The organism is Natronosalvus caseinilyticus (assembly GCF_017357105.1).
GTDB classification, from domain to species: domain Archaea; phylum Halobacteriota; class Halobacteria; order Halobacteriales; family Natrialbaceae; genus Natronosalvus; species Natronosalvus caseinilyticus.
Genome location: NZ_CP071596.1, coordinates 2,492,883 through 2,517,252, shown reverse-complemented (window position 1 = coordinate 2,517,252; position 24,370 = coordinate 2,492,883). Strand labels below are relative to the sequence as shown.

At 64.7% G+C, this 24,370-nt stretch carries 20 protein-coding genes; 4 read left to right on the top strand and 16 right to left on the bottom strand.

The window, feature by feature from the left end; genetic code table 11:
- Nucleotides 1–261 precede the first annotated feature (261 nt).
- The 7 genes from J1N60_RS12055 to J1N60_RS12025 form a co-directional block, all read right to left on the bottom strand.
- Nucleotides 262–513 carry an MTH865 family protein gene (locus J1N60_RS12055; RefSeq protein ID WP_312907726.1) on the bottom strand — a complete coding sequence of 84 codons (252 nt, stop codon included), beginning with the start codon at nucleotides 511–513 and terminating at the stop codon, nucleotides 262–264.
- A gap of 66 nt (nucleotides 514–579) precedes the next feature.
- Complete coding sequence (gene acs / locus J1N60_RS12050; RefSeq protein ID WP_312907724.1) at nucleotides 580–2,568, bottom strand: acetate--CoA ligase; 1,989 nt, start codon at nucleotides 2,566–2,568, stop codon at nucleotides 580–582.
- 226 nt (nucleotides 2,569–2,794) lie between these two features.
- A complete protein-coding gene (locus J1N60_RS12045) occupies nucleotides 2,795–5,374 on the bottom strand; it encodes a disk-shape morphogenesis protein volactin (RefSeq protein WP_312907722.1) in 2,580 nt (859 codons plus the stop codon).
- A 201-nt stretch (nucleotides 5,375–5,575) separates the two neighbouring features.
- Nucleotides 5,576–6,544: an NAD-dependent epimerase/dehydratase family protein gene (locus J1N60_RS12040; RefSeq protein WP_312907721.1), complete on the bottom strand. Its 969-nt coding sequence runs from the start codon at nucleotides 6,542–6,544 to the stop codon at nucleotides 5,576–5,578.
- Between the two features lie 187 nt (nucleotides 6,545–6,731).
- Nucleotides 6,732–7,532 (bottom strand): MOSC domain-containing protein, encoded by an 801-nt coding sequence (locus J1N60_RS12035; RefSeq protein ID WP_312907719.1) that lies wholly within the window; start codon nucleotides 7,530–7,532, stop codon nucleotides 6,732–6,734.
- 57 nt (nucleotides 7,533–7,589) lie between these two features.
- Nucleotides 7,590–9,335: a thiamine pyrophosphate-binding protein gene (locus J1N60_RS12030; protein WP_312907717.1), complete on the bottom strand. Its 1,746-nt coding sequence runs from the start codon at nucleotides 9,333–9,335 to the stop codon at nucleotides 7,590–7,592.
- A gap of 10 nt (nucleotides 9,336–9,345) precedes the next feature.
- On the bottom strand, nucleotides 9,346–9,696 hold the full coding sequence (locus J1N60_RS12025; RefSeq protein WP_312912582.1) for an EthD family reductase: 351 nt from the start codon (nucleotides 9,694–9,696) through the stop codon (nucleotides 9,346–9,348).
- Nucleotides 9,697–9,955: 259 nt separating this feature from the next.
- Between J1N60_RS12025 and J1N60_RS12020 the strand changes: the two genes are divergently transcribed.
- Nucleotides 9,956–11,596 (top strand): phosphoenolpyruvate carboxykinase (ATP), encoded by a 1,641-nt coding sequence (locus J1N60_RS12020; RefSeq protein ID WP_312907716.1) that lies wholly within the window; start codon nucleotides 9,956–9,958, stop codon nucleotides 11,594–11,596.
- A gap of 127 nt (nucleotides 11,597–11,723) precedes the next feature.
- A complete protein-coding gene (locus tag J1N60_RS12015; protein ID WP_312907715.1) occupies nucleotides 11,724–11,894 on the top strand; it encodes an HEWD family protein in 171 nt (56 codons plus the stop codon).
- Between the two features lie 67 nt (nucleotides 11,895–11,961).
- On the opposite strand, the gene J1N60_RS12010 is transcribed toward J1N60_RS12015, so the two are convergent.
- Together J1N60_RS12010 and J1N60_RS12005 are read right to left on the bottom strand one after the other, a co-directional pair.
- On the bottom strand, nucleotides 11,962–13,161 hold the full coding sequence (locus tag J1N60_RS12010; protein ID WP_312907714.1) for a TIGR04347 family pseudo-SAM/SPASM protein: 1,200 nt from the start codon (nucleotides 13,159–13,161) through the stop codon (nucleotides 11,962–11,964).
- Complete coding sequence (locus J1N60_RS12005; protein WP_312907713.1) at nucleotides 13,158–13,499, bottom strand: Htur_1727 family rSAM-partnered candidate RiPP; 342 nt, start codon at nucleotides 13,497–13,499, stop codon at nucleotides 13,158–13,160. Before J1N60_RS12005 ends, J1N60_RS12010 begins: the two co-directional genes overlap by 4 nt.
- Before the next feature lie 129 nt (nucleotides 13,500–13,628).
- On the opposite strand from J1N60_RS12005, the gene J1N60_RS12000 reads away from it, so the two are divergent.
- Nucleotides 13,629–14,771: a TIGR04053 family radical SAM/SPASM domain-containing protein gene (locus J1N60_RS12000; RefSeq protein ID WP_312907712.1), complete on the top strand. Its 1,143-nt coding sequence runs from the start codon at nucleotides 13,629–13,631 to the stop codon at nucleotides 14,769–14,771.
- Nucleotides 14,772–14,881: 110 nt separating this feature from the next.
- The gene (locus tag J1N60_RS11995; protein WP_312907710.1) at nucleotides 14,882–15,538 is read left to right on the top strand and encodes a helix-turn-helix domain-containing protein; all 657 of its coding nucleotides are present in this window, start codon (nucleotides 14,882–14,884) and stop codon (nucleotides 15,536–15,538) included.
- On the opposite strand, the gene gcvPB is transcribed toward J1N60_RS11995, so the two are convergent.
- The 7 genes from gcvPB to J1N60_RS11960 form a co-directional block, all read right to left on the bottom strand.
- Nucleotides 15,530–17,089, bottom strand: coding sequence for an aminomethyl-transferring glycine dehydrogenase subunit GcvPB (gene gcvPB / locus J1N60_RS11990; protein WP_312907709.1), 1,560 nt, complete (start codon nucleotides 17,087–17,089; stop codon nucleotides 15,530–15,532). The genes J1N60_RS11995 and gcvPB overlap by 9 nt on opposite strands.
- Nucleotides 17,086–18,423: an aminomethyl-transferring glycine dehydrogenase subunit GcvPA gene (gene gcvPA, locus J1N60_RS11985; protein WP_312907708.1), complete on the bottom strand. Its 1,338-nt coding sequence runs from the start codon at nucleotides 18,421–18,423 to the stop codon at nucleotides 17,086–17,088. Before gcvPA ends, gcvPB begins: the two co-directional genes overlap by 4 nt.
- 153 nt (nucleotides 18,424–18,576) lie before the next feature.
- Complete coding sequence (gene hmgB, locus J1N60_RS11980; protein WP_312907707.1) at nucleotides 18,577–19,914, bottom strand: hydroxymethylglutaryl-CoA synthase; 1,338 nt, start codon at nucleotides 19,912–19,914, stop codon at nucleotides 18,577–18,579.
- Nucleotides 19,915–20,002: 88 nt separating this feature from the next.
- Nucleotides 20,003–22,024 (bottom strand): hypothetical protein, encoded by a 2,022-nt coding sequence (locus J1N60_RS11975; protein ID WP_312907706.1) that lies wholly within the window; start codon nucleotides 22,022–22,024, stop codon nucleotides 20,003–20,005.
- A gap of 124 nt (nucleotides 22,025–22,148) precedes the next feature.
- A complete protein-coding gene (locus tag J1N60_RS11970) occupies nucleotides 22,149–22,727 on the bottom strand; it encodes a DUF2150 family protein (protein WP_312907704.1) in 579 nt (192 codons plus the stop codon).
- A 78-nt stretch (nucleotides 22,728–22,805) separates the two neighbouring features.
- Nucleotides 22,806–23,675, bottom strand: coding sequence for a TatD family hydrolase (locus tag J1N60_RS11965; protein WP_312907702.1), 870 nt, complete (start codon nucleotides 23,673–23,675; stop codon nucleotides 22,806–22,808).
- A gap of 112 nt (nucleotides 23,676–23,787) precedes the next feature.
- Nucleotides 23,788–24,246: an NYN domain-containing protein gene (locus J1N60_RS11960; protein WP_312907701.1), complete on the bottom strand. Its 459-nt coding sequence runs from the start codon at nucleotides 24,244–24,246 to the stop codon at nucleotides 23,788–23,790.
- Nucleotides 24,247–24,370 lie beyond the last annotated feature (124 nt).

The following is a 24,370-nucleotide window of genomic DNA, read 5'->3' as shown; positions in this document are numbered from 1 at the left end:
TGGATCCGTCTGACGTGTGAGTGGGGATGGGATGATAGAGACCGTCAAATCACTGCTGTTTACCGGGTCAGAACGTGGAACGATTTACGAGTGTCGGCGGTGTGGAACCGGCGTCGACTCGCCGTCGAGTACGTGTCCGTCCTGTGGGAACGAGGACATCGCCAGTTTTCACACGCGGTGAACAGAAAATCTTAGTACGTCAGCACCCGCTCGAGCGGCTGTTCTATCGCCGAACGCTCGGTATCGACGTCGTCCGATCGATTAGATCTCGTCCTTCTCCTTGAGCTGCTGCATAACGTCGTCGACGAACGAGTCGACGTTCTCGTAGGGGAAGTCACCGCCCGAGAGCTTCGTGTTCAGTTCCATCGCCGTCATCGAGAAGTCACCGGACTCGAACTTCGTTCCCGGCCCGTTCGGCAGGGCGGGTACGAGGTCCATCGGACTCGAGATGGGGTAGTCTGCGCCTTCGAACGCCTCGGTGAACTGCTCGCGGAGTTCTGCTTCGTCTGCCATAGCACCCTGACGTTCAGGCGGATAAATAATAAACCTGTTTACTAGGTCCCGTGCCCGACCTGCGCCTCAGTCGTCCCCAACCTGGGCAGCGATGTCCTCGACGACGTCCGGATTCCGGAGCGTCGAGGTATCGCCGAGTTCGTTGCCCGAGGCGATGTCCTCGAGCAGGCGGCGCATGATCTTGCCCGACCGGGTTTTGGGGAGTTCGGGCGTGACGATGACCTCTTCGGGCCGGGCGATGGGCCCGATAGCGTCTTCTACCCCCTCGACGATCTGGTCGCGCATCGAGTCGGTCGCGTCGGCATCGTCCTCGAGGATGACGTAGGCGTAGACGGCTTCGCCCTTGATGTCGTGGTCGCCGCCGACGACGGCGGCTTCGGCGACGCCCTCGACGCCGACGATGGCGCTCTCGATTTCCATCGTCCCCAGGCGGTGCCCGGAGACGTTGATGACGTCGTCGACGCGTCCGAGGATGGTGATGTAGCCGTCGTCGTCGATTTTCGCGCCGTCTTCGGGGAAGTACACCCACTCGTCGCTCTCTTCGTCGGAGTACTCCTGCCAGTATTCCGAGAGGAAGCGCTCGTCGTTGTTGTAGAGCGTTCTGAGCATCCCGGGCCACGGGTTATTCACGGTGAGATAGCCGGCGTTCCCCGCCTCGACCTGATCGCCGCTGGCGTCGACGATTCGGGCGTCGATGCCGGGGAGTGGCGGCCCCGCGGAACCGGGTTTCATCTCCCCGACGCCGGGCAGAGTAGTGATCATCATGCCGCCCGTCTCGGTCTGCCACCAGGTGTCGACGATGGGACACTCGCCGTCGCCGATGTGGTCGTAGTACCACTGCCAGGCGCGGGGGTTGATCGGTTCGCCCACGGTGCCCAGAAGGCGCAGACTCGAGAGGTCGTGTTCTTCTGGGTACTGCTTGCCCCACTTCATGAACGCCCGGATGGCGGTGGGCGCGGTGTAGAAGATGTCGACATCGTTCTTCTCGACCAGTTCCCAGAGGCGGTCCTTCTCGGGGTAATCCGGGGTGCCCTCGTACATCATCGTCGTCGTGCCCAGTGCGAGCGGGCCGTAGACGATGTAGGAGTGACCCGTGATCCAGCCGATGTCCGCCGCACACCAGTAGGTGTCTTCGGGTTTGACGTCCAGCACCGCGTGGGAGGTCCAGGCGGCATAGGACAGATAGCCCCCCGTGGTGTGTTTCACCCCTTTGGGTTGGCCGGTCGTACCCGAGGTGTACATCAGGAACAGCATGTCCTCTGCATCGCGCGAGACCGGGTCGACCGATTCGCCCTCGTGTTCGCCGACCAGTTCATCGTAATCGTGGGCGCTGGCACCGAGGAAGTGGTTCAGTTCGTCCCCGAGACGGTCGACGACGACCGTCTCGACGTCGTGATCGACGCCGCGAAGTCCCTTATCCGCCTTCTCCTTGTGGTTCAGCGGATCGCCGCGGCGGTAGTAGCCGTCGCAAGTGACGAGGTACTCGCTGTCGGCGGCGTTCATCCGGGTCGCGAGTGCGTCGGCTGAGAAGCCCGCGAACACCACCGAGTGAGGTGCGCCGATGCGGGCACACGCGAGCATCGCGATGGGGAGTTCGGGGATCATCGGCAGGTAGAGCGTGACGACGTCGTCCTCCTCGACGCCTAGCTCTCGGAGACTGGCTGCAAAGGCTTCGACCTCGTGCAACAGGTCGCTGTAGGTGTACGTTCGAGTTTCCCCGAGTTCGCCCTCCCACTTGATCGCCGCCCGATTCTTCGCGCCGTCCTCGACGTGGCGGTCGAGACAGTTGTAGGAGGCATTCAACTCGCCGCCGGTGAACCACCGATAGAACGGCGCGTCGTCGTCCTCGAGGACGGTATCGTACTCCTGGTTCCAGGAGAGCAGGTCCGCAGCGCGCTCCCAGCACCCCGGCCAGTTCTCCTCGAACTCCTCGTAAATCCCCGGATCGCTCACGTTCGCTTGCTCGACGAACGACGACGGCGGCTCGTAGGTCTCCCCCTCGGCTAACCGTGCCTCGAGTTCGGTTCCCTCGTCGGTATCTGGTTCCTCGGCCATGACTAGTGCAAACATCGGGCATGAGCGGGATAAACGTTGTCCTCGTCGCCGTTTCTCGTGGCGATTTTGGGTCGGCGGCGTGAGGAGAACGGTTCTCCACTTGGCGCGGCAGTTCTCGAGCAGGCGTATGCCTCCGACCCGGTGGCGGAGTCCGGCGCAGCAAAAGAGGCACGTCGTCGATCAGTACGTGGAATCAGGTCCGTGGGGAGCGACCGACGAAAGGAATTCAGATCCGCTCGCCCGCCACGAACGCGAACGCGAGCGCAGCGAGTCCGAGAACGACGGCCGCCAGACCCACTGGCGTCGCACCCGACATCGCCACCGTTCCGCCGGCGACGACGCCGGCGCTGCCGCCACCGACGGCTACGATCCAAACGAGGTCGGCGTTCTCGGTCGGTTTCGATTCCTCGGACTGCACGTCGAGGTCGTCGACCGCCGACGCGAGTGTCTCGAGGCGGTCGGCCTGGGCCGACTGCTGGTTTTCGATGGCCTCGAATCGGTCCAACTGGCCCTCTCGTTCGTCGGCCAGTGCGTCGATCTGTTCGGTCACCGTGGCTCCCGAATCGACCGAGGATTCGACGTCCGCGAGGCGGTTTGCGAGTGTGGACGTTCGCTCCTCGAGCGACGACTCGATCGATTCGACGCGCTCGAGTGCAGCCACCGTGCGCTCGTCGACCGTCTCGATCCGATCGTCGCGTTCGGAGGCGTCGGCCTCGAGCGCGGAGACTGCGTCGTCGAGGCTCGATACCTCGTTTTCGAGGGCGGCGACGGCGTCTCGGGTCGTCTCGAGGTCGTCGGACTGGGACTCGAGTGCTGTCGCCTGATCCTCGAGAACGACTTCCATCTCGCGAACGGACGCCGCCTGTTCGTCGACTTCCGCCTCGACGTCGCGAATCGCCGTCTCGTGGTCCTCCAGTGTGGTCTCGACGGCGTCGACTCTCTGGGTGACGTGCTCGAGTTCGGACGTCACCGACTCGGCCGCCGCGGTGGCGGCATCGACGTCCGATCGGACGGTCTCGAACGCGTCGTCCGAGGGGACCGCCTCCTCGAGAGAGTACAGGTCTTGCTCGAGTGCGTGGACCTCCTCTTCGAGGGCCGAGACGCTGTCGGCGAGTCCGTCGCGATCCTGGGCCGCGTCCGAGAACTGCTCGTCGGTGTCGGATTCGAGCGCCGAGAGGTCCGCCTCGAGTTCGTCCGCCGTCTCGGCGACCGATTCGACGGTTTGCTCGAGTCGACGAACCGTTACCAGCGTCGATTTCACGTCGTCCTCGACGGCCGTCAGCGAAGCCTGCGTCGCGCGAGCGTCGATTGCCGATTCGACGGATTCGAGGTCGTCGGCGAGCGCCTGGACCGCCGAACTGGTCGACTCCACCGCTTCGGTCGTCGACTCGAGGTCACCCGAAACGTCCTCGAGGCGGGTCTCGAGCGCGTCGACGTCCCCGGTCGTCGCGCTGGTGTCGGAGACGTCCTCGAGGCCGTCGGCGAGCGACTCGACGTCGGTCGTGACCGCCTCGACGGTCTCATCGATCGTCGAGATCGACGAGTCCATCGCCGAAACTGACGACTCGAGGGCCTCGAGATCGCCGACCACTGCATCGATCTCGTCGTCTCTCGAGCCCAGGCGCTCGAACAGTTGCGTGATGGCGTCGTCGCTTCGAGCGCGCTCGGTCTGGCTGGCCGCGTCGTCGAACGAGAGCGTGGTATCGGCATCGGTACCGGCTCCATCGGACGACGCGCTCGCACCTCCTCCCGCCTCCGCATCAGGCGAGGGCGACGAGGCGTCGACTGCCGCGTTCGACTGGCCGGAGTGGTGATCGTGGCCCCAGAGGACTCCCTCGTACGCGACGACGCCGTCTCTGGCGGCCTCGAGCGCGCCTCGGACCGGGCTCTCGGCAGGGTTCTCGGCGAGGCGAACGCCTCGAATCGAGAACGGGAGCGACGCGGCGTCGAACCGGCCACCGAGGAGGAACTCGATTCCAACGACCGCCTGGTCCCCGGCGACGGCGACGGGGACGCTGAGTCCTCGCTGGAAGTCGGCGTCGCCAGCTCGAGCGCGTATCAGGGCGATCAGGTCGGCCACCAGTTCATCGTGGGCCCGTGCGAGGGCGCTCTCGACGTCGCCGGTCGCCGCACTCGGATCGAGCGTGAAGCCCTCGAGGATCGAAGCGATCTGGTCGGGAGCGTGATCGGTCTGGGCGGCGGCGCGCTCGACGAGCCAGTCGCTCCCCCGTGCGAGCGAGCAGGTGAGCACCGGGACGCCGTAGTACGACAGGCCGACGCTCGTCGTCTGGGACTCGATGCAGACGCCCAGCCCCGTGTAGTTGTCCTCGTCGAGTTGATCGTAGACGACGGCGAAGCCCTTGCCGATCGGCGTCGCCTCGTCGACGCACTCGGCGACGGCGGCCGCGACCGTTTCTCGCACCTCGGCCGAAGTTCCGTCCGTTTCGACGAGCGTTCCCGGCGTCGTGTACCAGCACTCCGCCGCGTCCGATCCGTGCAGGACGGCGGCCACGAGCGTCTCGAGGCCGCGGGCGCACCACTCGTGCTCGAGCGTTCCGTTCGTGAACAGCGGGACCGGTTCGGTGCCGTTCGCTCGGGCGGCTGAACGAGCCGCCGTCCCGACGAGGTACGTCGTTCCGTCGTGTTCGAACGACAGTTCCGATTGTTCTTCCTCCGGTACATCTGCGCCGTCCACGCCGTCCTCGAGCGGGAACACCGCAGCCGGTTGACTCGTGACGACCGTCTCCGAGCCGTCGTCTCTCGCCGACCGGAGGGCCCCCGTTCCGATATCGAGACCGATAGCCATGCGACCGGATGACGGGGTGGCCTCTTTGCCTTTTGGCTCAAAATACCAGAATTGAAAATCAGCGCGTCGCGAAACGCGAATAGGCCGTCGCTCGTTGTCGTCCGATCAGAGGGGCTCGCTGTCGTCCGATTAGAGGGGCTCGAGGTCGCTCGATCAGAGGGGCTCGCTGTCGTCCGATTAGAGGGGCTCGAGGTCGCTCGATCAGAGGGGCTCGAGACCGTTTTCGGCCCGCAACACGTCGATGTACTCCCGGAACCCGGTCTCGAGGTCGTACTCGGGGTCGTACCCCAGGTCGTCCTTCGCGGCAGTCATGTCGAGCTTCTGCGTCCACGGGAGTTCGCCCTCGTCAGACACCTCGAGGTCGGCGTCGGGGACGATAGATTCGACCGTCTCGGCGGCCTTGCGGATGGTCGCCACGGTCCCGCGAACGTTGTAGACGCGACGGGAGAGACGCTCGTCGGGGGCGAACGTCGCCTTGCGGAACGCCTGGGCGATGTCGCGGACGTACTGCCAGTCGATCACCTGGTCGCCGTATTCCACGCTGAACGATTCCTCGAGGGCGGGCTTCTCGATGATGTTCGCCAGGAACGCGGAGCCCCCGGTCTCGCGGTAGGGGCCGTAGGCGACCGTCGGGCGGAGCGCGACGTGGGAGACGCCGTGGTCCTCGTAGTAGACCCGCGCCTGGTGTTCGTTGTACTCCTTGGTCGCTCCGTAGAGCGTGTCGGGGTAGACGAGGTCGTCCTCGGTGACCCAGCCGTCGTTTTCCGTGTAGTTCGTCGGCGGCGCGTACACCGCGGCCGAGGACGCCCAGACGACGCGCTCGACCTGGTCGTCGAGGATTCGAGCGGCCTCGAAGACGTTGTTCGTCCCCTCGATGTTGACGTTCATCGCCGCGCGCGGGTTCTCGCGCGCGGTGGTCGTCAGCAGCGCGGCGAGGTGGACGATGTGCGTCGCACCGGTCTCGCGAACGGCGCCGATGACGTCGGTCACCTCGGAGACGTCCCCGCGGCGAATCTCGACGTCGTCGGCGACGCCGAGTTTCTCGAGGATCCGCGGATCGGTCGAGAGGTCGAACACGACGACGTCGTGACCCGCTTCGACCAGGTCCTCGACGACGTACGAACCGATGAATCCCGTGCCACCCGTGACGAGTACTGTGTCCGCAGACATTATCACGAATCTCCATCGTAGACGGGAAAAGCGTTCTGACATGCTGGCGCGGGTCGAGCGTGTGATCCGAGCGGCCGAGAGCAGGCAAATCGCCCTGAAGCGAACGGAAGAGCCTCGAGAGCACGGTAACGGCCGATCCGAGTCGGACGACCGGGCAGGTGGGCGCGCGAAAGCAACCGCCGCTCGGCTACGTACCGGGGACTCGAGTCGATTCGCCGACGCGCACGTCGTCGCCGACCGAAAGGGTGGTTTCCCACTGGTCGTCGGGAACCTTCGTGTTGACCATGAGTCGGAAATAGTGGTCGAACCAGTCCGAACCGGACCACGGCGGGAGCGTCGCTTCCCGGCGTTCGACGAACGTCCCGCGAAAGCCAGGGGTGTCTTCTCCCGTGTCCGGATCACGCGTCGGCACGACGCAGCGCTGGCAGGGGTTGATTCCCAGAAGCGTCGCCTCGCCGAGTTCGAACGCGACCGCTCGACCCGGCCGATCGTACAGGCGGTCCTCCCAGAACGCCTCGTCGGCGCTGACCTCGAGGTTCGCCCGCAGCCGCCGACGCATCTCGTCGACGTCGATGCCCTCGTACCAGTCGGCGACGGCCTCGAGCGTCCCCGTGCTGATGACCGTCGGCCCGGAGGCGTCGGTGTCGTCCGGGAACCCGCCCTCGTCGTCGCAGACGACCTGGACGCGGTAGCCGAAGAAGTCCGTGAGCCACGACTCGAGGGAATTCCGGTCGACGTCGAGGTGGTAGGTCCGCGCCTCACCGCCTCGCTCGCCGATCGTGACCGTCTTCCGCTCGAGGTCGTACTCGGTACCCAGGCGGTGGATCGCCCGCTCGCGCTTCCCGTTGACGTACGCGTCCGACTCGTCGACGATCGCGTACCGTCGGTCCCACTCGAGCGCTCCGTGTTTACCGATCCGGGCCGCATCCACGGAAACGGGATCGAGTGACTTGATCGGGTAGACGGAGAGCCGCTCGAGGTGTGCCATCACCGAGGAGTAGTGATCATCGGATAAATACGTTCGCGAAGCTATCGTTCCGACGAACTATTCGTGGAGGCCGCCGACCTCGTCGTAAAAGGACGAGGAGAGCTGGTCGGCCATCTCCTCGTCGGGGTCGATCCGCACGTCGACGACCGTCGGCACCGACGCAGCCTTCGCGTCTGCGATGGCGTCCTCGAGGGTCGCGGGGTCGGTAACCCGGACGCCGTCGCCGCCGAGCGCCTTCGCCACGCCAACGAAGTCCGTGTCGTGGAAATGCGCGCCGGGAATAGCGTCGTCCATCTGGCGAACCATGCCGAGCGAGGTGTCGTTGAGGACGACGAACGTCGGCGCGACGTCGCAGTCCACGGCGGTCTCGAGGGCCGTCATGGTCATGGCGAAGCCGCCGTCGCCGGCGACGCAGATGGCGTCTTTGCCAAGGAGGGCGCCGGTGACGGCAGCGGGCGCCGCCCAGCCCATCGCGCCGACGCCGCCACTCCCGTAGTAGCTTCCCGTCGTCTCAGTCTTGAGGTAGTTGAGGAGCCAGAAGCGGTTGTTCCCGGAGTCTGCGGTGACGACCGTGTCCTCGTCGACGACTGCTTCGATCGCCTTGCACACTCGCTGGGGTTTGATCGGCGTCGATTCGTCGTCGCACGCCGGAGCGTGGAAGTCCTCACGCGCTTCGGCCGCTCGCTCGAGCGCCCAGTCGTTTTCGGCGTCGCGGCCCTCGCTCGCCTCGAGCAGCGTGCCGAGCGTTTCGCCGGCGTCGCCGATCAGGCCGACGTCGGCCGGGTAGACCCAGCCGGCGTTTCGCGAGTCGACGTCGGCGTGGATAATCGTCTGTTCCTCGGGGCGGATGAACGACTCGGCCTGCCAGTTCGTGTCCATCGGGTTCATCCGACAGCCGACGACGAGCAGGACGTCCGCCTCGCTGACGACGCGGTTCGCCCCCTCGTGGCCGAACGAGCCGATGACGCCCGCCGCGCGCTCGTGTGTCTCGGCGATCGTCGACTTACCTAAATAGGAAGTGGCGACGACGGCGTCGTAGGCGTCGGCCACGGCCTCGAGTCGGTCGTAGGCGTCGGGTTCGTCGGATTCGGTGCCGCCGGCGCTCGCGTGGACACCGTTACCGGCCAGGATGACCGGTCGGTCGGCACTCGCGAGCGCGTCCGCGGCGGCCTCGACGTCGCGGTCCGTCGGTCTCGACTCCCAGTTTCTGACCTGCGTCTCGTCGTCCCAGAGACCGGGCGTGACGTCCCCGGGTAGGTCGTCCGTAATTGCCGAGCCGTCGAAGATGACGGCGCAGGGGCCGTTCCGACCGGCGGTCGCGTGCTTGAACGCGAGCTGGACCGTGCGGACGGTTTCCGGCGGGGTGCGCGGGAACCACCACTCCTTGGTCACGCCGTCGAGAATCTTCGGCAGCGAGAGGCCGCCGTAGTCACCACGGGACTGCTGGTAGGGCGCGAGCGTGGAGTAGTCGCCGCGTTCGGAGGCCTCGGTGAGCACGACCATCGGCGAGGAGCCGAGCCTGGCCTCCATCTGGCCGATGGCGCCGAGACTGCCGATCCAGGGCCCCTGTCCAGCCAGGACGGCAGGAGAGCCGGTCATTCGGCCGTAGGCTTCGGCCATGACGCTCGCCTCGCGCTCGTCGCGCGGGCGGACGACCGTCACGTCGGTGTCCCGGTGGCCGATGGTCTCGAACACCTCGATGAGACGGCCGCCAGGATAGCCGAAGACGTACTCGACGTCGAGCGCCTCGAGCGTGTCGACGACGCGGTCGGCGGTCGTCTGCGTGGAGTGCGTGTCGTCCATGGTGGTCGACTCAGTCGTCCTCCGAGTTCTCCGAGGGGAGTGCCGTCTCGGCGACGTGGACGGTCTCCTCGACGACCATCGTCTCGCTCGCTTCCATGTCGGCGAACGTCGCCGCGTCGGCCTGCACCTCCTGGCCCACCTCGGACTCGAACGCGGCGGCCATCGCCGCACCGTCGGCGAACGTCAGCCGAACGATGCCGTCGTAGGCCGACTTCGAGGGATCGGTCGGCGTCGACGTGACGTACCGCTCGAGGCCGGGGAGGTCAGACGCGAGGTCGGTGTGGTCGCCCAGCCAGCGCTCACAGAACTCCTCGTGACTGAGGTCGTCGTCGCGAACCAGCAAGTTGACGAACGTGATCATGTTCCGTGCGTGGCGTCTTCGGGTTCGACCTTTGCTCTGTCGGTCCGGGCCGCTCACCCGTGGAAGATACATTGTTTCGACCTCGAGTAAATTTAGAGTATATATCACCGTTCAAACAGTGGATTTCGGTGGATTATGAGCCAGGTAATCGGGATCAGCGAGCGCAAAACCGGGCTACTGAATCGGGTCGTGGAAACGGGAGGCATACCGGCTGGCAAATCCTCCGGATTTATGTATCAGAGCGGTGGTTCTTCCTAGTATGTCCGAAACCGGGACGCAGCCGCGTCACGTCCGCGAGTCCCTGGCCGATCCGAAGCACGCCTCGAACGTCCAGTACTACGGCCCGGTGCGCTCGACGTCGGTCGCGGAACCGCCGACCCACCGCACCGACGACGACCTGATCGCCGGACTCCGCGAACTCGCCGCCGCCGTCGAAACGACGACCGAGTTCGGCTCCGCGTCCTACGTGAGCAAGTTCCGGTCCCGGAGCGCCGACCGGACGAAAAACGCCGTCGACGACGACTTCGGGGAGGCGGATTACGCCGTCATCGACCGGGCGACCGAGGCCGTCGAGAACCGCGCGATGCTCTGTGTCGACCGACTCGTCGGCACGCACCCGGAGGCGACGTTTTGCTGCCGACTGTACGTCCCGGTCGAGTACGCGCGAATCGCTCACGCCTGGGCGATGCTGTTCGAGCCGACCGACGGTCGCGACCCGGACTTCGTCACGGTACAGGTTCCGGACGCCGACGAAACTGCGATCCGTATTCTTCCCGATGACGGCTTCACCGCCGTCGTCGGCAGCGACTACACCGGCGAAGCGAAGAAGTCGTTCCTCCGGCTGTTTATGCACAGGGCGAAACGACTCGGCGGCCTCGGTCTGCACGCCGGCAGCAAGCGCGTTCGTGTGGCTCGAGCGGCAGGCGACGACAGTGCTGAATCCGAAAACCACCTGGAACGCGAGGACGGAACCGACGCCGACGCCGACCCCGACCTCGAGACCGTCGGCCAACTCTTCATGGGGCTCTCCGCGACCGGAAAATCGACGCTCACGGCCCACGGCTGCTGGCTCGAGGCCCCCGAGGAGGCGGTCATGGTTCAGGACGACGTCTGTGCACTCCTCCCCGATGGATCAGTCGCCGGCAGCGAGGGCGGCGGCCTCTACGTGAAGACGCACGGCCTGGACGCCGACGAGCAACCGGGAATACACGCCGCAGTCACCGACGAATCCGCAGCGCTCGAGAACGTCGTCGTCGACGAAGACGGAACGGTCGACTTCGAGGACGACCGATACACGAAGAACGGTCGTGCCGTCATCCGTCGGTCGGAACTTCCCAGCGCCAGCGAGGACATCGACCTCGAGGACGTCGATCAGCTCTTCTTCATCACCCGGAACCCGCTGATGCCGCCGGTCGCCAGACTCGACGACGAACAGGCGGCGGTCGCGTTCATGCTGGGCGAATCGATCGAGACGAGCGCCGGCGACCCCGACCGCGCCGGCGAGCGCATCCGGGTCGTGGGGACGAATCCGTTCATCATCGGTCCGGAAGGCGAGGAGGGGAACCGTCTGCGAGAGCTGGTCGCCTCGCTCGACCTCGAGTGCTACGTCGTGAACACGGGCACGGTCGGCTACCCCGACGCGAGCTCGAAGGACGTCGGCGTCACCGAATCCGTGACGATCCTGACCGAACTCGCACGAGGGACCGTCGAGTGGACCCGGGACGAGCAACTCGGCCTCGACGTCCCCGCGAACGTACCCGGGATGGACGTCGAGGCGTTCCGCGTCGCCGACTACGTCGACGATTACGACGGCGAACTCGAGACCCTGCGCGAGGAGCGACGCGAGTACCTCGAGTCGTTCGAGCGACTCGATCAGGAGATCGTCGACGCGGTGTACTGATCGCTCAGCGCCTTCCCAAAGCGGTCTCGAGCGAGGAGAACGGCAAATCGAGAGCGCACGACGTGCGGGTGGGCAGCACTTGCCGGTCACAGCTACTGTTATATGCACAGCGTTCTCATCGTGGGCAATGAGCGTCCAGATGCAGAAACCAACGATGCGGGTATGCGAACGCTGTGGCCGGACGGAGCGCTGGGACGACGCCCAGTCCGCCTGGCAACACGCACCCGATAGCGACCGCGGTCACCCCCACTGTATTCACGAGTGGGACATCAACGGGTCGTTCACCCCCTACGAGTAACGCGACCCGTCTGCGCACGAGGCCCGCCTCGAGGCCCCACCGTGCCCCTGGCGAGTTTCTAATATGGCTATCGACGAGCGATCGGCAACTCGCCGTGACGTTCGGTTTCTGTGAGATAACACTGCGGATCGGGGCCGAAGAGGGACTCACTGGAGAGCGCCCGCAATCGGGACCCACCGCGACAGATCGACCGATACTGGCACGTCGAACACCGCCCAATGAGGTATTCCTCGCGCGCTCGAAGGTCGGCGAGCAACGGATTCGTCTCGTCGTCCCAGATGTCGCCGAACGGCCGGTCGCGAACGTTACCCAGGCTGTAGCCCTGCCAGAACTGGGTCAGGTGGACGTTGCCCTCGTAGTCGACGTCCGCGATGCGCTCGCCCGTCGGGTCGCCCCCGTTTCGCTCGAGGTAGCGGTAGACGGTCTCGGCTTTTTCGGGGCCGAAGCGGTCGGCAGCGTACTCGACGAGGAAGGGCGCGTCGACGTAGTTGCCGACTAACAGCGTCTCGATCTCCTCGCCGCGGTCGTGGTACTCGAGCGTCAGATCGCAGAGTCGCCTGACCGCGTCACGGGTCGCTTCGGGACTGAGGTCGATGTCGGTGATGTCGGCGCCGCGCCCGCCGTAATCGAGGTGGTAGAAGCAGAACCGATCGACCCCTATGTCGGTCAGCAAGTCGACGACGCCCTCGAGGTCGGCGGCGTTCGCCTCGGTGATCGTATACCGTAGTCCGGTCTTGAGCCCGGCCGACTGACAGGCCTCGATTCCTCGAACAGCGGCGTCGAAGGCCCCCTCTTTCCCGCGGAACGCGTCGTTGCGCTCCGGGAGTCCGTCGACGGAGATGCCGGCGTACTGTAGCCCGGCCACCTCGAGTCGAGCCGCCTTTTCGGGCGTGATGAGCGTCCCGTTCGTCGAGAGAACGGGCCGGAGCCCGAGGTCCGCGGCGTACGCGACGAGTTCGGGGAGGTCCGGCCTGACGAGCGGTTCGCCGCCGGAGAAGAGCACGACGGGGACGTCGTAGTCGGCCAACTGCTCGAGGAATCGTCGGGCTTCGATCGTCGAGAACTCGCCCGCCGCAGGCTCGGTTTCGGCCGCCGCGTAACAGTGCGCGCAGTGGAGATTACAGCGTCGCGTCGCGTTCCAGACGACGACCGGACGGCGCTGCTTTCCGGTCGTGATCTGGGGCTTGCTCGAGCCGTCGGCGGCGTCGTAGCGCAGTCCGTCGCCCTCGGCGTCCAGGTCACAGAGGAGCTTGCTGATCGAAATCACGAGTCATTCACCTGCGGGACTTCGCCCCTTTCCATGGAAACGCGAGGTTCGGGCGAACCCTCCTGGCCCGGCGCCTCGTCCGGCGAGTCGGAGGCAGTGGACAGCGGGCGCGTCGAGTACCGCTCGACCGCCTCGGCCGGGCACACCCAGAGGTCCGCGGCGTACCGACCGAAGAGCCGGGAGGCGTTGCCGACGGCCTCCTCGGCGCTCGTTGCCGAAACGCTGCCGACGTGATGAAGGCGCTCGTCTCGGTCCTCCCGAAGGAAGACCTCCCACTGGGGAAGAGGCGTTCCGCGACTATTCCCCGCCACTCGCTCGCGACGTGCAGGTTCGACCATCGTGTTCGTTCGCGGTTGGGTTTTCGGGGATATATCCCTCGTTGCGAACGTCTTCGGGCGGCGTTCTCGCGTCCCGAGAACGAGAACCGCCCCTTTGTAGGCGACGTCGCCAACGGCGGGTGAGTATCCATGCCAGCGCCACCCGCTCGCCGATCGATCGACACGTCGAAACGCCCGTTCGTGCTGATCTGGGAACTGACCCAGGCTTGCGCGCTCGCGTGCACCCACTGCCGGGCCGACGCCCAACCGGAGCGCCACCCCGACGAGTTGACGACTGCCGAGGGAAAGCGACTGCTCGAGGACGCGAGCGACTTCGGAGAGGGCCAGCTCGTGGTGCTCTCGGGCGGCGACCCGCTGGTCCGTGACGACGTCCCGGAGCTGGTCAAGTACGGAACCGACCTCGGTCTACGGATGACGATCACGCCGAGCGGAACCCGGTCGGTCACGAGAGACCGCATTGAGGCGCTCTCCGAGGCAGGACTTCGACGAATGGCGCTCAGCCTCGACGGCGCGACCCCCGAGAGCCACGACGCCTTCCGGGGCGAGGCGGGAATCTTCGAGGAGACGATTCGGGCGATGAAGGACGCCCGCGCGGCCGACGTTCCCGTCCAGATCAACACGACCGTCTGCCGACAGACCGTCGACGAACTCCCGGCGATCAGAGACTTGCTCGCCGACCTCGGCGTCGTCATGTGGAGCGTCTTTTTCCTCGTCCCCGTCGGACGCGGGCGAATCCTCGAGCCGATTTCCCCCGAGGAAGCCGACGCGGTCATGTTGTGGTTGGGCGAGGTCAGCGACAGCGAACCGTTCGGAGTCAAGACCACCGAGGCGCCACAGTACCGACGCGTTCGTCTGCAAGAGCGACGGGAATCGGACGACGGTACGGTCGATGCTGACGGCCTCCGACGCCGAAGCGGAATCGTCGCCGGCGACGGCTTCGCGTTCGTCAGCCACGTCGGCGAGGTCTACCCGTCTGGCTTCCTCTCGGCGTCCGCCGGTAACGTCCGCGAGGAACCGATTACTGCCATCTATCGTGACTCGACGCTGTTTCGATCCCTCCGCGATCGCGATCGACTGCGCGGAAAGTGCGGGGCCTGCGAGTTCCGAACGGTCTGCGGCGGGAGTCGCTCTCGAGCCTACGCCTACACCGGCGACCCCCTCGAGAGCGACCCGCTGTGTCCGTACGTACCTGCGGGGTACGACGGCACGTTGCCGTGGGACGACCCGACGAGCGTTCCCTCGGCGCCCTCGAGGCCGACCAACGCCGATTGAGCGGGGTCCAATCGAACGGACTGCGAGGGGAGAGGCGGAGTACGAGCAACGGGGAGCAACCCGAACGTGTTCGCACCGAAACTCTTCGACCCGTAGTACGACGGGTACCTATGAACGAGACGATCCGCGTCGAGATCGACGTCCGGACGCCGTTGACCTGTCCGGTCGCTGCAGCCTCCGAAACGACCGGCACCCCCGTCGAGACCGTGACGCGGGCATCCGGGCGAAACATGGGGCCGCACGTCGACGAGGAATTTACCATCGCGAGCGACGCTGCCGTCGACCTCGAGACGTACGACGCAGTCGAGGACGCCGACCGAATTTTCGACCTCGATTCGCACGCCGTCTATCGATTCACTCGGTCGGCGGTGTCGCCGTGCGTCTGTGATCGCATCGAGGAACTCGGCTGGCCGGTCTCGGACATCAGCGCGGAGAACGGATCGCTGCTAGTCACCTGCTACGTCGACGATCAGACTGGGTTTTCGGAACTCATGTCGGACCTTCAGGACCGGTTCGGAGACGTCCGCGTACGGCGACTGCTTCGCTCTGGGGGTGACGGCGACGATAACGGACCACTGGTCCTCGAGGTCGATTCCCTGACCGCCCGACAACGGGAAGTGCTCGAGACGGCCCACGAGATGGGGTACTTCGAGTATCCCCGCGAGTCGAACGCCGGCGACGTCGCCGACGCGCTCGGGATCACGCGGTCGACGTTCGGCGAACACCTCGCGGCGGCCCAGCGAAAAGTTCTGCAGACGTTAGGCTGAGTCCTCGCCCGAGTCCGTATCCTCGAGCGCCTGCCAGGAGAGCCGCGGGTTTCGCGCCGCGCTCGTCTGATCGATCCGGCCCACGGCGGTTCGGTTGGGCGCGGACTCGAGTTCGTCGTCGCTCGAGGCCGCCGCCTGCTGGAAGGCCTTCGCGAGGGTGTCGAGCGTTTCCTTGCTCTCGACCTCGGTCGGTTCGGTCATCAGCGCCTGCGGGACGATCTCGGGCCACTTCGTCGTCGGCGGGTGGACGCCGAAGTCGAGCATCCGTCTGGCGACGTCGGCCGCGTCCTGGTCGCCCGCGCTGGCGACGAACTCGTGGTGGAAGGGACCGTAGGGAACCTCGTAGTCGATCTGACTGGCGAGGTAATTCGCGTTGAGGACGGCCTTCGCGCTCGCGTCGAGCAGTCCCTCGTCTCCGAGTCGGGCGATGTAGGCGAACGCCTTGACCAGGACGAGCCAGTTGCCCTGGAAGCCGTGAACGTGGCCGATCGAGTGTTCGGGGGCGAACAGTTCGTACTCGCTTTCGTCCTCCCCGTCGCCCTCGCTCTCTCCCTCGTCCCCACGCTCACGCTCGCGTAAGCGAACCCGAGGCTCGGGCAGGAACGGCGCCAGTTCGTCGACGACGCCGACCGGCCCGGCCCCCGGACCGCCGCCGCCGTGAGGCGTCGCGAACGTCTTGTGGACGTTGTAGTGCATCACGTCGAAGCCCATGTCCCCCGGACGGGCTCGACCGAGGAGGGCGTTGAGGTTCGCGCCGTCGTAGTACAGCAGACCGCCGACGTCGTGGACCATCTCGGCGATTTCGGTAATGTTGCGCTCGAATAACCCGAGGGTGTTCGGGTTCGTCAGCATGAGCGCCGCCGTTCGCTCGGAGAGGGCGGCCTCGAGGGCCTCGAGGTCGACGCGGCCGCCGTCGTCGCTCGGGAGCGTGACGACGTCGTACCCGCCCAACGATGCGGTCGCGAAGTTCGTCCCGTGGGCGCTCTCGGGAACGATCACCTCGTCTCGCTGGTCGTCCCCGTTGTGCTCGTGGTAGGCGCTGGCGACCCGAATGCCGACGAACTCGCCCGCGGCGCCGGCCGGCGGCTGGAGCGTCACAGCGTCCATCCCGCCGATTCGCGCGAGGTAGTCCTGCAGTCGGTAGCACAACTCGAGGGTCCCCTGGATCGACCCCGCAGAGCGGTCGGGGTGGACCGCTGCAGCGTCGAGGGCGGCGACGTCCTCTGTGAACTTCGGGTTGTACTTCATCGTACACGACCCCAGCGGGTACGGCCCGCTGTCGATCCCGTAGATCATCTGGGAGAGACGCGTGTAGTGACGCGCGAGTTCCGGTTCGGAGAGTTCCGGGAACTCGAGCGAATCGCGCGTCAGGTCGTCCGGCAGCGGCGAGTCGTCGCCGACGTCGACGCGAGTGCTGTCTTTCTCCGAGAGGAGCGGTTCGTAGTGGCCGTTGCTGACGTATCGGGCCTGGTCGTACCGTCGGCCCTGTCTCTCTCCCTGTTCCTGCTCTCGTTCCCGTCCCTGCTCTCCTCTCCGCCCCTGGTCGCTCATCGAAGCACCTCCGTGAACGCCTCGACGAACGCATCGAGTTGCTCGTCCGAGACGCCCGCGACACAGACCTGCAGTTCGTGCTCGCCGACGACGTGCACCGCGAAGCCGCGCTCCTCGAGGTCGTTCGCGATCACCCGGGCGGGCTGATCGACGTGGACGACGAACTCGCGGAGGTGGTGGCGGTCGTCGACGGGCGCCGTGGTGCCGTCGAGGTCGTCGATGCGTGCGGCGAACTCCTTGGCTCTCGTCACGTCGCGTTTTGCGAGGTCGACCAGTCCGGTGGGACCGAGCGAGGCGGCGTGCATCGCGGTCCGCAGGGCGACCCACGCCTGGTTCGTACAGATGTTGCTCGTCGCTCGCTCACGACGGATGTGCTGCTCGCGGGTCTGGAGGGTGAGCGTGAACGCCCGACGATCGGTTGCGTCCTCGCTAACCCCGACCAGTCGTCCCGGAACCTGTCGAAGGTAGCTCTCTCGGGTCGCGAACAGTCCCAGCCCCATGCCGTAACTCGTCGGCAACCCGAGCACGCTCGCATCACCGACGACGACGTCCGCACCCACGTCGGCCGGCCGCTGGAGCAACGAGAGTGCGACGGGATCCGAACCCAGCACGTACAGCGCGTCGTGCTCGTGGGCGAGGTCGCCGATCTCCGCGAGGCGTTCCTCGATCGTGCCGCGAACGGTGGGGTTCTCGACGTAGCACAGGACGACCTCCTCGTCGATGGTATCCGTGAGAGCCTCGACGTCCACGGTGCTGTCGTCAGTCGGGTACGTCTCGACCTCGAGGTCCGTGCCGGCGACGTAGTTCTCGAGGGTGCTCCGCCGTCCCTCGAGCAGGAGGTCCGGAACAAGGACACGGTGGCCCGAGGTGTCTCGAACGCGATCCGCGAGCGTCGCCGCCTCCCCCAGAGCCGTCGCCGCGTCGTACATCGAACAGTTCGCAATCTCGAGGCCGGTGAGTTCGACGAGTAGCGACTGGTACTCGAACAGCGCCTGCAGGAAGCCCTGGGAGACCTCGGGCTGGTACTGCGTGTAGGAGGTCAGAAACTCAGATCGATCCGCGAGGTGATCGACCAGCGACGGCACGTAGTAGCCGTAGTGGCCCCGGCCCAGTAACTCGACAAGGTCGTCGTTTCGCTCGAACGTCTGGCGGACCAGCTGGCGCGCCTCGCGTTCGGTTCGTGCATCGATTCCGAACTCGTCGTCGAACCATACCGCCGACGGAATGTCGAACAGGTCGTCGACGGAGTCGGCGCCTACCGCCTCGAGCATCGCCGCCGTATCGTCGTCCGTGTGAGGAGCGTACGGACTCCCCGTGGTGCGTGTTCCGTTCATGGTAGCACAGGTGTGTCTCCGGTGATTGAAAAGTCGGTCGGCCCCACCGCTTCCCGGCCGCAGGGTTCGGTCCCAGACACGTTACGTGCGGGTTCGGAGCACGGGGTTATCAACGCATCTCTTTCCCGCCGTCCGCTCGAGTTTCCCGCTGAATCACTCGACGTACCGATACTTCCGCTCGCCCATCCGGCCCCAGCCGTCGAAGGCGAACTCGCCCTCGGGGGTCGTCAGCGGCTCGATGTCGACGTCCATTTCGTGGTTGTGGGCGTCGTGGATCTCCTCGTAGTCGTCCCAGTCGATGTCGTAGCGCGACTCGAGTTGCTCGTCGACGTTCAGCGCCTCGATCTCCTCGAGCCAGTTTTCCTGGACGGTCTCGGTGTGAATTTCGGCCTGGGCACCGCTCCCGTAGGAGCCGACCAGGAGTTGCTCGCCGACCATGTCGCGGTCGTTCTCGGCAGCGTGTTTCAGCGCGCTCGCACGGGCGACGTGGACCGAGCCGGTGTACCAGTTGCCGACGTCTCGAGCGATCGTCAGCGTCGGATCAATGGTCTCGGCGTACCACGCCTGGTAGCGCTCGGTGCGCTTCAGCCCGTCCATGTACTCCCGGATTGCGTCGGTGAACGCCTCCTCGTTCTCGAAGGCCTCCTCGCGAGGCTGGCGGCCGATCTCCTCGGCCAGTTCCTCTTCGATCTCCGTGTCGCGGGTGATGTGACGGTACGCCAGCAGGGCGGCCTTCCGGACCATACCCGGGAACGGCGTGTGGAACGGTGCGTACTGGAAGTCGTCGACCGTGATCTCGCCGGCCACACGCTGGTAGTCGATCAGCGCCTCGCGCATGCGGGCGAGGTAGACCTGCACAGAGCGCTTGCCGTCGACGCTCGGGAACTGCTGGTTGGGTTTGAGGAAGTCGGTCTCGTCGGCCGACCCGAAGCCCTGTTCGGCCGAGAGTTCGACCAGGTTGGGATCCTCGCTGATGAGCATGGCGACCGCGCCCGCGCCCTGGGTCGCCTCGCCGGCGTCGCCACGGGCGTACAGCGCCGTGTCGGTGGCGATGACGATGGCCGAGCGGCCGCGGTGTCGATCCGCACGGATCCAGTTGTACGCGTCGTCGAGGCTCTGGGTGCCGGCGATGCAGGCGAACTTCCGCTCGCCCTTGTTCGCGTGGTGGAAGTCGCCCTCGAACACCTGCTCGAGACAGCCTGCGACGTACGTCGAAACCGGCTTGGAGTTGTCGAAGGCGCTCTCGGTGGCGACGTCGATCCGGCCGATGTCGTCGGGCTCGAGGCCCTTGCGGTCCATGAGGCGGTAGGCGGCGTTGGCGCCCATGGTGACGATGTCCTCGTAGCTGTCGGGGAACGAGGAGGCGTTGAGTCCCAGCCCTTTAGTGTACTTTTCGGGGTCCTCGCCCTTCTGCGGGGCGAAGGTGCCGGGCAAGTCGAGTTTGAGGTTGCCCGTCCAGATTTCGACGGCGTCGATACCGACGGATGTCATAGGAGAACGCTACAGGTGAGGATACATGATATTGTCGTTCGTGGTTTCGACGAATGCCGAACACAGTGGAAGTAGCCAGTACTATATATTAGTCACAAATATCGAACGGCCCTTCACCATCGCTGTTTTCAATCATACGACTACATACTTCCCCTGTGTCGATTATTTCCGCTTCAAGCAGATAGGGTCGGGTTTCACGATTGTTCCCATTGAGACTAATAGTTACAGAACCAGCTGAGGAACCACTGTTCTGAACCGATTTAATAAACTCGCCATTTTCATCAAGAATTCTGAACTCAACAGTGGCTTCTTCAGATAGGTTGTATGAAAATGTGGCTGATTCAAGACCCTGATTCTGGTGTTCTTCCACCACTACTGAAACTGACTCGAACTGTGATGTTGAGTTGACCACAACTGCTGCAGTGTCCCTTTCGAGTTCGTTTGTACGGTTTTCGTTTTCGTAAAGGATCGCAGTGAGCTCCTCATCAGAGTCAAACGAGTCATGATCAACCTCAATACTGTAGTCACCGTTAGCATCGACTGTTCGTTCCCCGATCACCGTCTCAGTCGAGTTTTCGATAACGACCGTCGCATCACCGTTGTGGGTATTGGAGAACCAGACGCCTTCGACCTCAACTGCACCCTCTGGTTGAACCGACTGGTCATTGAAGGTTAGTGCCCCATCTGCCTCCCTGCTGATCGTCAGCGTAATTGTGTCCCCATCACTCCCGCTCGAGGTGAACACTTTGACGCTATCACCGTCTTCCGCAACGTCGCTGACGGTAAACGTGGTCGTATTCGTACCGGCAGAATCAGTCCATCCTGTATTCGGGGAAACGGTTCCAACGCTGGTGTTGTTGACGGAGAACTCTACCCTGGCACCGTCTGCAACGTCATCTGTCTCCATCGTGAGGTTGATTTCGTTTCCGGTCACGACACAGGCGTTCTCGTTACATTCGCCCTCGTCAACACTATCTTGACCGGACGGATCCTGCCAATCGACCCAGTATGCCGGCGACGCGCCGTCACCCTCTCCACCGCTTCCACTCCCAGCCCTCACCTCGAATTCGATATCGACATCTGAGCCATCGATCGACAATTTCACGGTATCACCAGCCTCGAGTTCGTCGATCCGTACCTGACCGTCACTCCCAGTCGATGTCGATCTGAGGATACCATCGCCCTCGTTCGTAATTTCGACGTTCCGCACGGGGTTGTTGAGCACATCCCGGACCTCGACAATTGCTGTTGGTGCGAACTCGTCGACGACGGTCATGTAGGACACGCGATCAACGGCGTCTGCTCGAGTCGCGTCCCCGATCCCGACTTCAGCCATCTGGAGCGAATACGATTGATTCACTAGCTGAAATCGGATTGCTGGTTGATCGGTTGTCCCGGCTTCCTCAATGCTACCTTCGAGGACAGAATCTGACTCTCGAAGACTATCGTTCCAGGCTTCGTAGTTCGTTGTCGGCAGAGTAATCGTAATCGGATTGCTTTCATCGGTTTGGTTGATACTTACGGTATTCGATGACGTACTGAACGCCCGCGTTTGTACTGAGACCGTGGAACTGCTCGAGATAGAAAGATTCCCGGTCATCGTTATAATCGTGATCTCGTCACCGTCGATCACGATCTGATCTCCTATCGGAATGGTCGCATTGTTCGAATGGTGATTGTACAAAAATCCGTGCTCGAGAACCGTCGTCGGGGCATTTCGATACTCGTTGTATCCTGGCGTGTACGTGAGCCCGTAGGTTTCACGCGACCAGTTTTCGATCGGTACCTCGTCGCCATCGATCGAGGTCGCATTCTCGATGGTTATTTCGCCGAGGGATTCCGACGCCAGGGTTCCTGATGACGGTGGCGGGTTGACGGTCATCGATCGAGGCGGATAACTCGTGCCGAGACTGACCGAATCAGCACCGCCACTGCCACCACCAGGAATGGAGACGACCGTATTCCGCAGGTCCTGTAGCTGACTTTGAGTCTGCTGATTGTGCTCGTACTCCACCGCCTGATTCTCGTCGGGAACCACGTTCACCTGGTACAGCGCGAGCGCCGACACCAGAATGCCGAGCATGAGGACCGCTCCGACCACCGTAGACACGGCACGCTCCTCACCTCGGCCTATCATACGCAGTGATAGTTCCGATGACGTATACGCTTATTGGCCCCCACCAGACCGCAGCGCGAGCCCCGAAAAGCAGTCTATTCGTCGCCCGTCTTGCCGGTTACTCGTCTTCCTCGACGACTTCCGGATCACTCATCGCACTCTGGAGGCTGTCCAGGCCGTTGACCCACTCCGTCACGAGGCCGTACTCGAGTTGCTCCGCGATCGTCATATCGAGTTCCTCACCGTCGATGATGAGCGTCCCAGCCTGGGCCGCGTACCCGAGCGCGGCGTCCAGGTCCTCCTCTGCCTCGGCGTCCGCGGCCGCGCCGATGTAGTCGTTGACGCTCGCCTCCTCGGCCGGGCCGCTGGCGACGTACTCCTCGGCGGCGATGAAGACACAGACCAGGCTCGTCTGGACGCCGTCGACCAGCATCCGGGTCTCCTCGTCGTCGATATCGACCTCCGAGAGGACGATCTCGCGGACGTCGGCAATCTCCTCGAGCGCCTGCTCCTGCTCTAACTCGCCGTCATCGTACGCGGCGACGATTTTGGCGATGGCGATGGCGGTGTCGTCCTGGAGGTTCAGGAGGAGGCGGGCGGAGGACTCGTCTTCCGGATCGATCTCCTCGTCGTCGATGCGGTCGATCCAGTTCTGCCAGCGTTCGGCCGAATAGAACTCGGTCGGGGAATTGCTCATACTCTCACCTACACCGGCCGCTTGAAATGCCTTTCTCTACTCCTCGCTTTCCCGACCGGCGGCGAAATCCGTCGGCGATCAGTCCTCGAGCGTCGCTTCGGACTCCCCGAGCGTCCCCTCAGTGTCGATTCCGTACACCAGTTGCGGCGTCTCGACGTGGGCGTTCCTGACCGCCTCGTCGTGCCCCTCCTCGAGGAGCCAGCGAACCCGCCGCGGGACCGTCTTCGGGCCGAGGACGGCCCCGGGCCGGTCGGGATCGTCGACGAAGTCGGTCTCCATGAGGAACGGGTCGCCGGCCTCCGCAGCGGTCTCGAGGCGATCCTTCTCGCTCATTACGCTGGGGGTGACGCCCACGAGGCGGCCGCCGGCGTAGTGTTTGACGACCCGGTGTGCCGGCAAGCCGGCGTCCTCGGCCCACTCGGCGACCGTCGTCAGGTCCTCGGTGGCCTCGGCGTGGAGTTGGACGGCACACTCGAGGTCGGCACCGAGTTCGAACGCGTGGCGCATGACGTCGTTCGACGCGGCCCAGACCTCGTCGTCGACGTCGTAGTGCGGACGTCCCGATTTCAGCCCCAGCGCGTCGCCCGCGTCGACGTACTCGGCGGCGACCTCGAGGCCGGCCCGCATGATGGATTCGGCTTCGTCCGGAGTCTTTCCGCGTTCGTCGACCAGCCGCGAGATCAGTCCGGGATGGACGCCCAGGACGGGCCAGGCGCGGCCCTCGAGTCGCTCGCTCGCTTCGGAAACGATCTCGAGGGTTCGCTCGAAGACCGGTCGGAAGTCCTCGCCCGCGTCGGCTTCGACGTCGAGGTGCCAGGAAGGTTTGTTGACGACCAGAAGGTGTGTCCCGCCCAATCGTGCGAAGTCGTCGACCGCCTCGAGACCGCGGCCGTGATCCGGGTCGAGGTGGAGGTGATCGTCGAGGATCGGCGTCTCGTGATCGAGCATGGATCGACGTTAGGTGAGGTGGCAGAAAAGACATCGGCTTCGACGCGACCCGCTCGACGCTCGAAACAATGGCTCGTGAACGTCTCGCCGTTCGAACAGATGTCGCCTCGAGTCAGTCCTCGAGCGTCAACGCCGTGTCGGCGGCGTTCTGGAGGGCGTCCGACCGTCCGTACGAACCGGGGGCGATGGCGACCGTCTCCACGCCCTTCGCGCCGGCGTACTCGAGAACGGGTTTGAAGTCCGTGTCGCGCGAGGCGATGGCGAGGACGTCGATTTGATCCTCAACCACGCTCGCCGTGGCGTCGACGGCGAGTTTGACGTCCACGTCGCCGCTGGTGATGACCACCTCGAAGCCTCGAGCCTCGGCCGCCTGGATCAGCCCTGGCGTGGCGTGTTCGTCGAGGTAGAGCCGGCGAATCGCGGTTCGACCCTGGTCGGAGACGGCGGTTCGAAGGTCGTCGAGGTCGACGTCGAACTCCTCGCGAAAGACGTTCGGTCCGTCGACGAAGAGGCCGACTCCCGACGGTCTCGATTGGTCGGCCGACACCCACTCGCGCACGGACTCGAGCATACTCACGGTCACGGTAGCCAGTGCGGTACAATAGGTGTAGCGAAGAGACTCGAGATGCGGAGCTATTCCTCGTTACAGTACTAGCGTCGCCGCCATCCCGTCAGTCGGAAATTGGTGTATCCAG

What these genes read in the sequence shown, in the direction of transcription:
- J1N60_RS12035 (WP_312907719.1), bottom strand. Translation starts at nt 7,532, where the DNA reads ATGGCACACCTCGAGCGGCTCTCCGTCTACCCGATCAAGTCACTCGAT.
- J1N60_RS12015 (WP_312907715.1), top strand. Translation starts at nt 11,724, where the DNA reads ATGAGCGTCCAGATGCAGAAACCAACGATGCGGGTATGCGAACGCTGT.
- J1N60_RS12045 (WP_312907722.1), bottom strand. Translation starts at nt 5,374, where the DNA reads ATGGCTATCGGTCTCGATATCGGAACGGGGGCCCTCCGGTCGGCGAGA.
- J1N60_RS12055 (WP_312907726.1), bottom strand. Translation starts at nt 513, where the DNA reads ATGGCAGACGAAGCAGAACTCCGCGAGCAGTTCACCGAGGCGTTCGAA.
- J1N60_RS11965 (WP_312907702.1), bottom strand. Translation starts at nt 23,675, where the DNA reads ATGCTCGATCACGAGACGCCGATCCTCGACGATCACCTCCACCTCGAC.
- gcvPB (WP_312907709.1), bottom strand. Translation starts at nt 17,089, where the DNA reads ATGAGCGACCAGGGGCGGAGAGGAGAGCAGGGACGGGAACGAGAGCAG.
- J1N60_RS11960 (WP_312907701.1), bottom strand. Translation starts at nt 24,246, where the DNA reads ATGCTCGAGTCCGTGCGCGAGTGGGTGTCGGCCGACCAATCGAGACCG.
- gcvPA (WP_312907708.1), bottom strand. Translation starts at nt 18,423, where the DNA reads ATGAACGGAACACGCACCACGGGGAGTCCGTACGCTCCTCACACGGAC.
- hmgB (WP_312907707.1), bottom strand. Translation starts at nt 19,914, where the DNA reads ATGACATCCGTCGGTATCGACGCCGTCGAAATCTGGACGGGCAACCTC.
- J1N60_RS12025 (WP_312912582.1), bottom strand. Translation starts at nt 9,696, where the DNA reads ATGATCACGTTCGTCAACTTGCTGGTTCGCGACGACGACCTCAGTCAC.
- J1N60_RS12005 (WP_312907713.1), bottom strand. Translation starts at nt 13,499, where the DNA reads ATGGTCGAACCTGCACGTCGCGAGCGAGTGGCGGGGAATAGTCGCGGA.
- acs (WP_312907724.1), bottom strand. Translation starts at nt 2,568, where the DNA reads ATGGCCGAGGAACCAGATACCGACGAGGGAACCGAACTCGAGGCACGG.
- J1N60_RS11970 (WP_312907704.1), bottom strand. Translation starts at nt 22,727, where the DNA reads ATGAGCAATTCCCCGACCGAGTTCTATTCGGCCGAACGCTGGCAGAAC.
- J1N60_RS12020 (WP_312907716.1), top strand. Translation starts at nt 9,956, where the DNA reads ATGTCCGAAACCGGGACGCAGCCGCGTCACGTCCGCGAGTCCCTGGCC.
- J1N60_RS12030 (WP_312907717.1), bottom strand. Translation starts at nt 9,335, where the DNA reads ATGGACGACACGCACTCCACGCAGACGACCGCCGACCGCGTCGTCGAC.
- J1N60_RS11995 (WP_312907710.1), top strand. Translation starts at nt 14,882, where the DNA reads ATGAACGAGACGATCCGCGTCGAGATCGACGTCCGGACGCCGTTGACC.
- J1N60_RS12040 (WP_312907721.1), bottom strand. Translation starts at nt 6,544, where the DNA reads ATGTCTGCGGACACAGTACTCGTCACGGGTGGCACGGGATTCATCGGT.
- J1N60_RS12000 (WP_312907712.1), top strand. Translation starts at nt 13,629, where the DNA reads ATGCCAGCGCCACCCGCTCGCCGATCGATCGACACGTCGAAACGCCCG.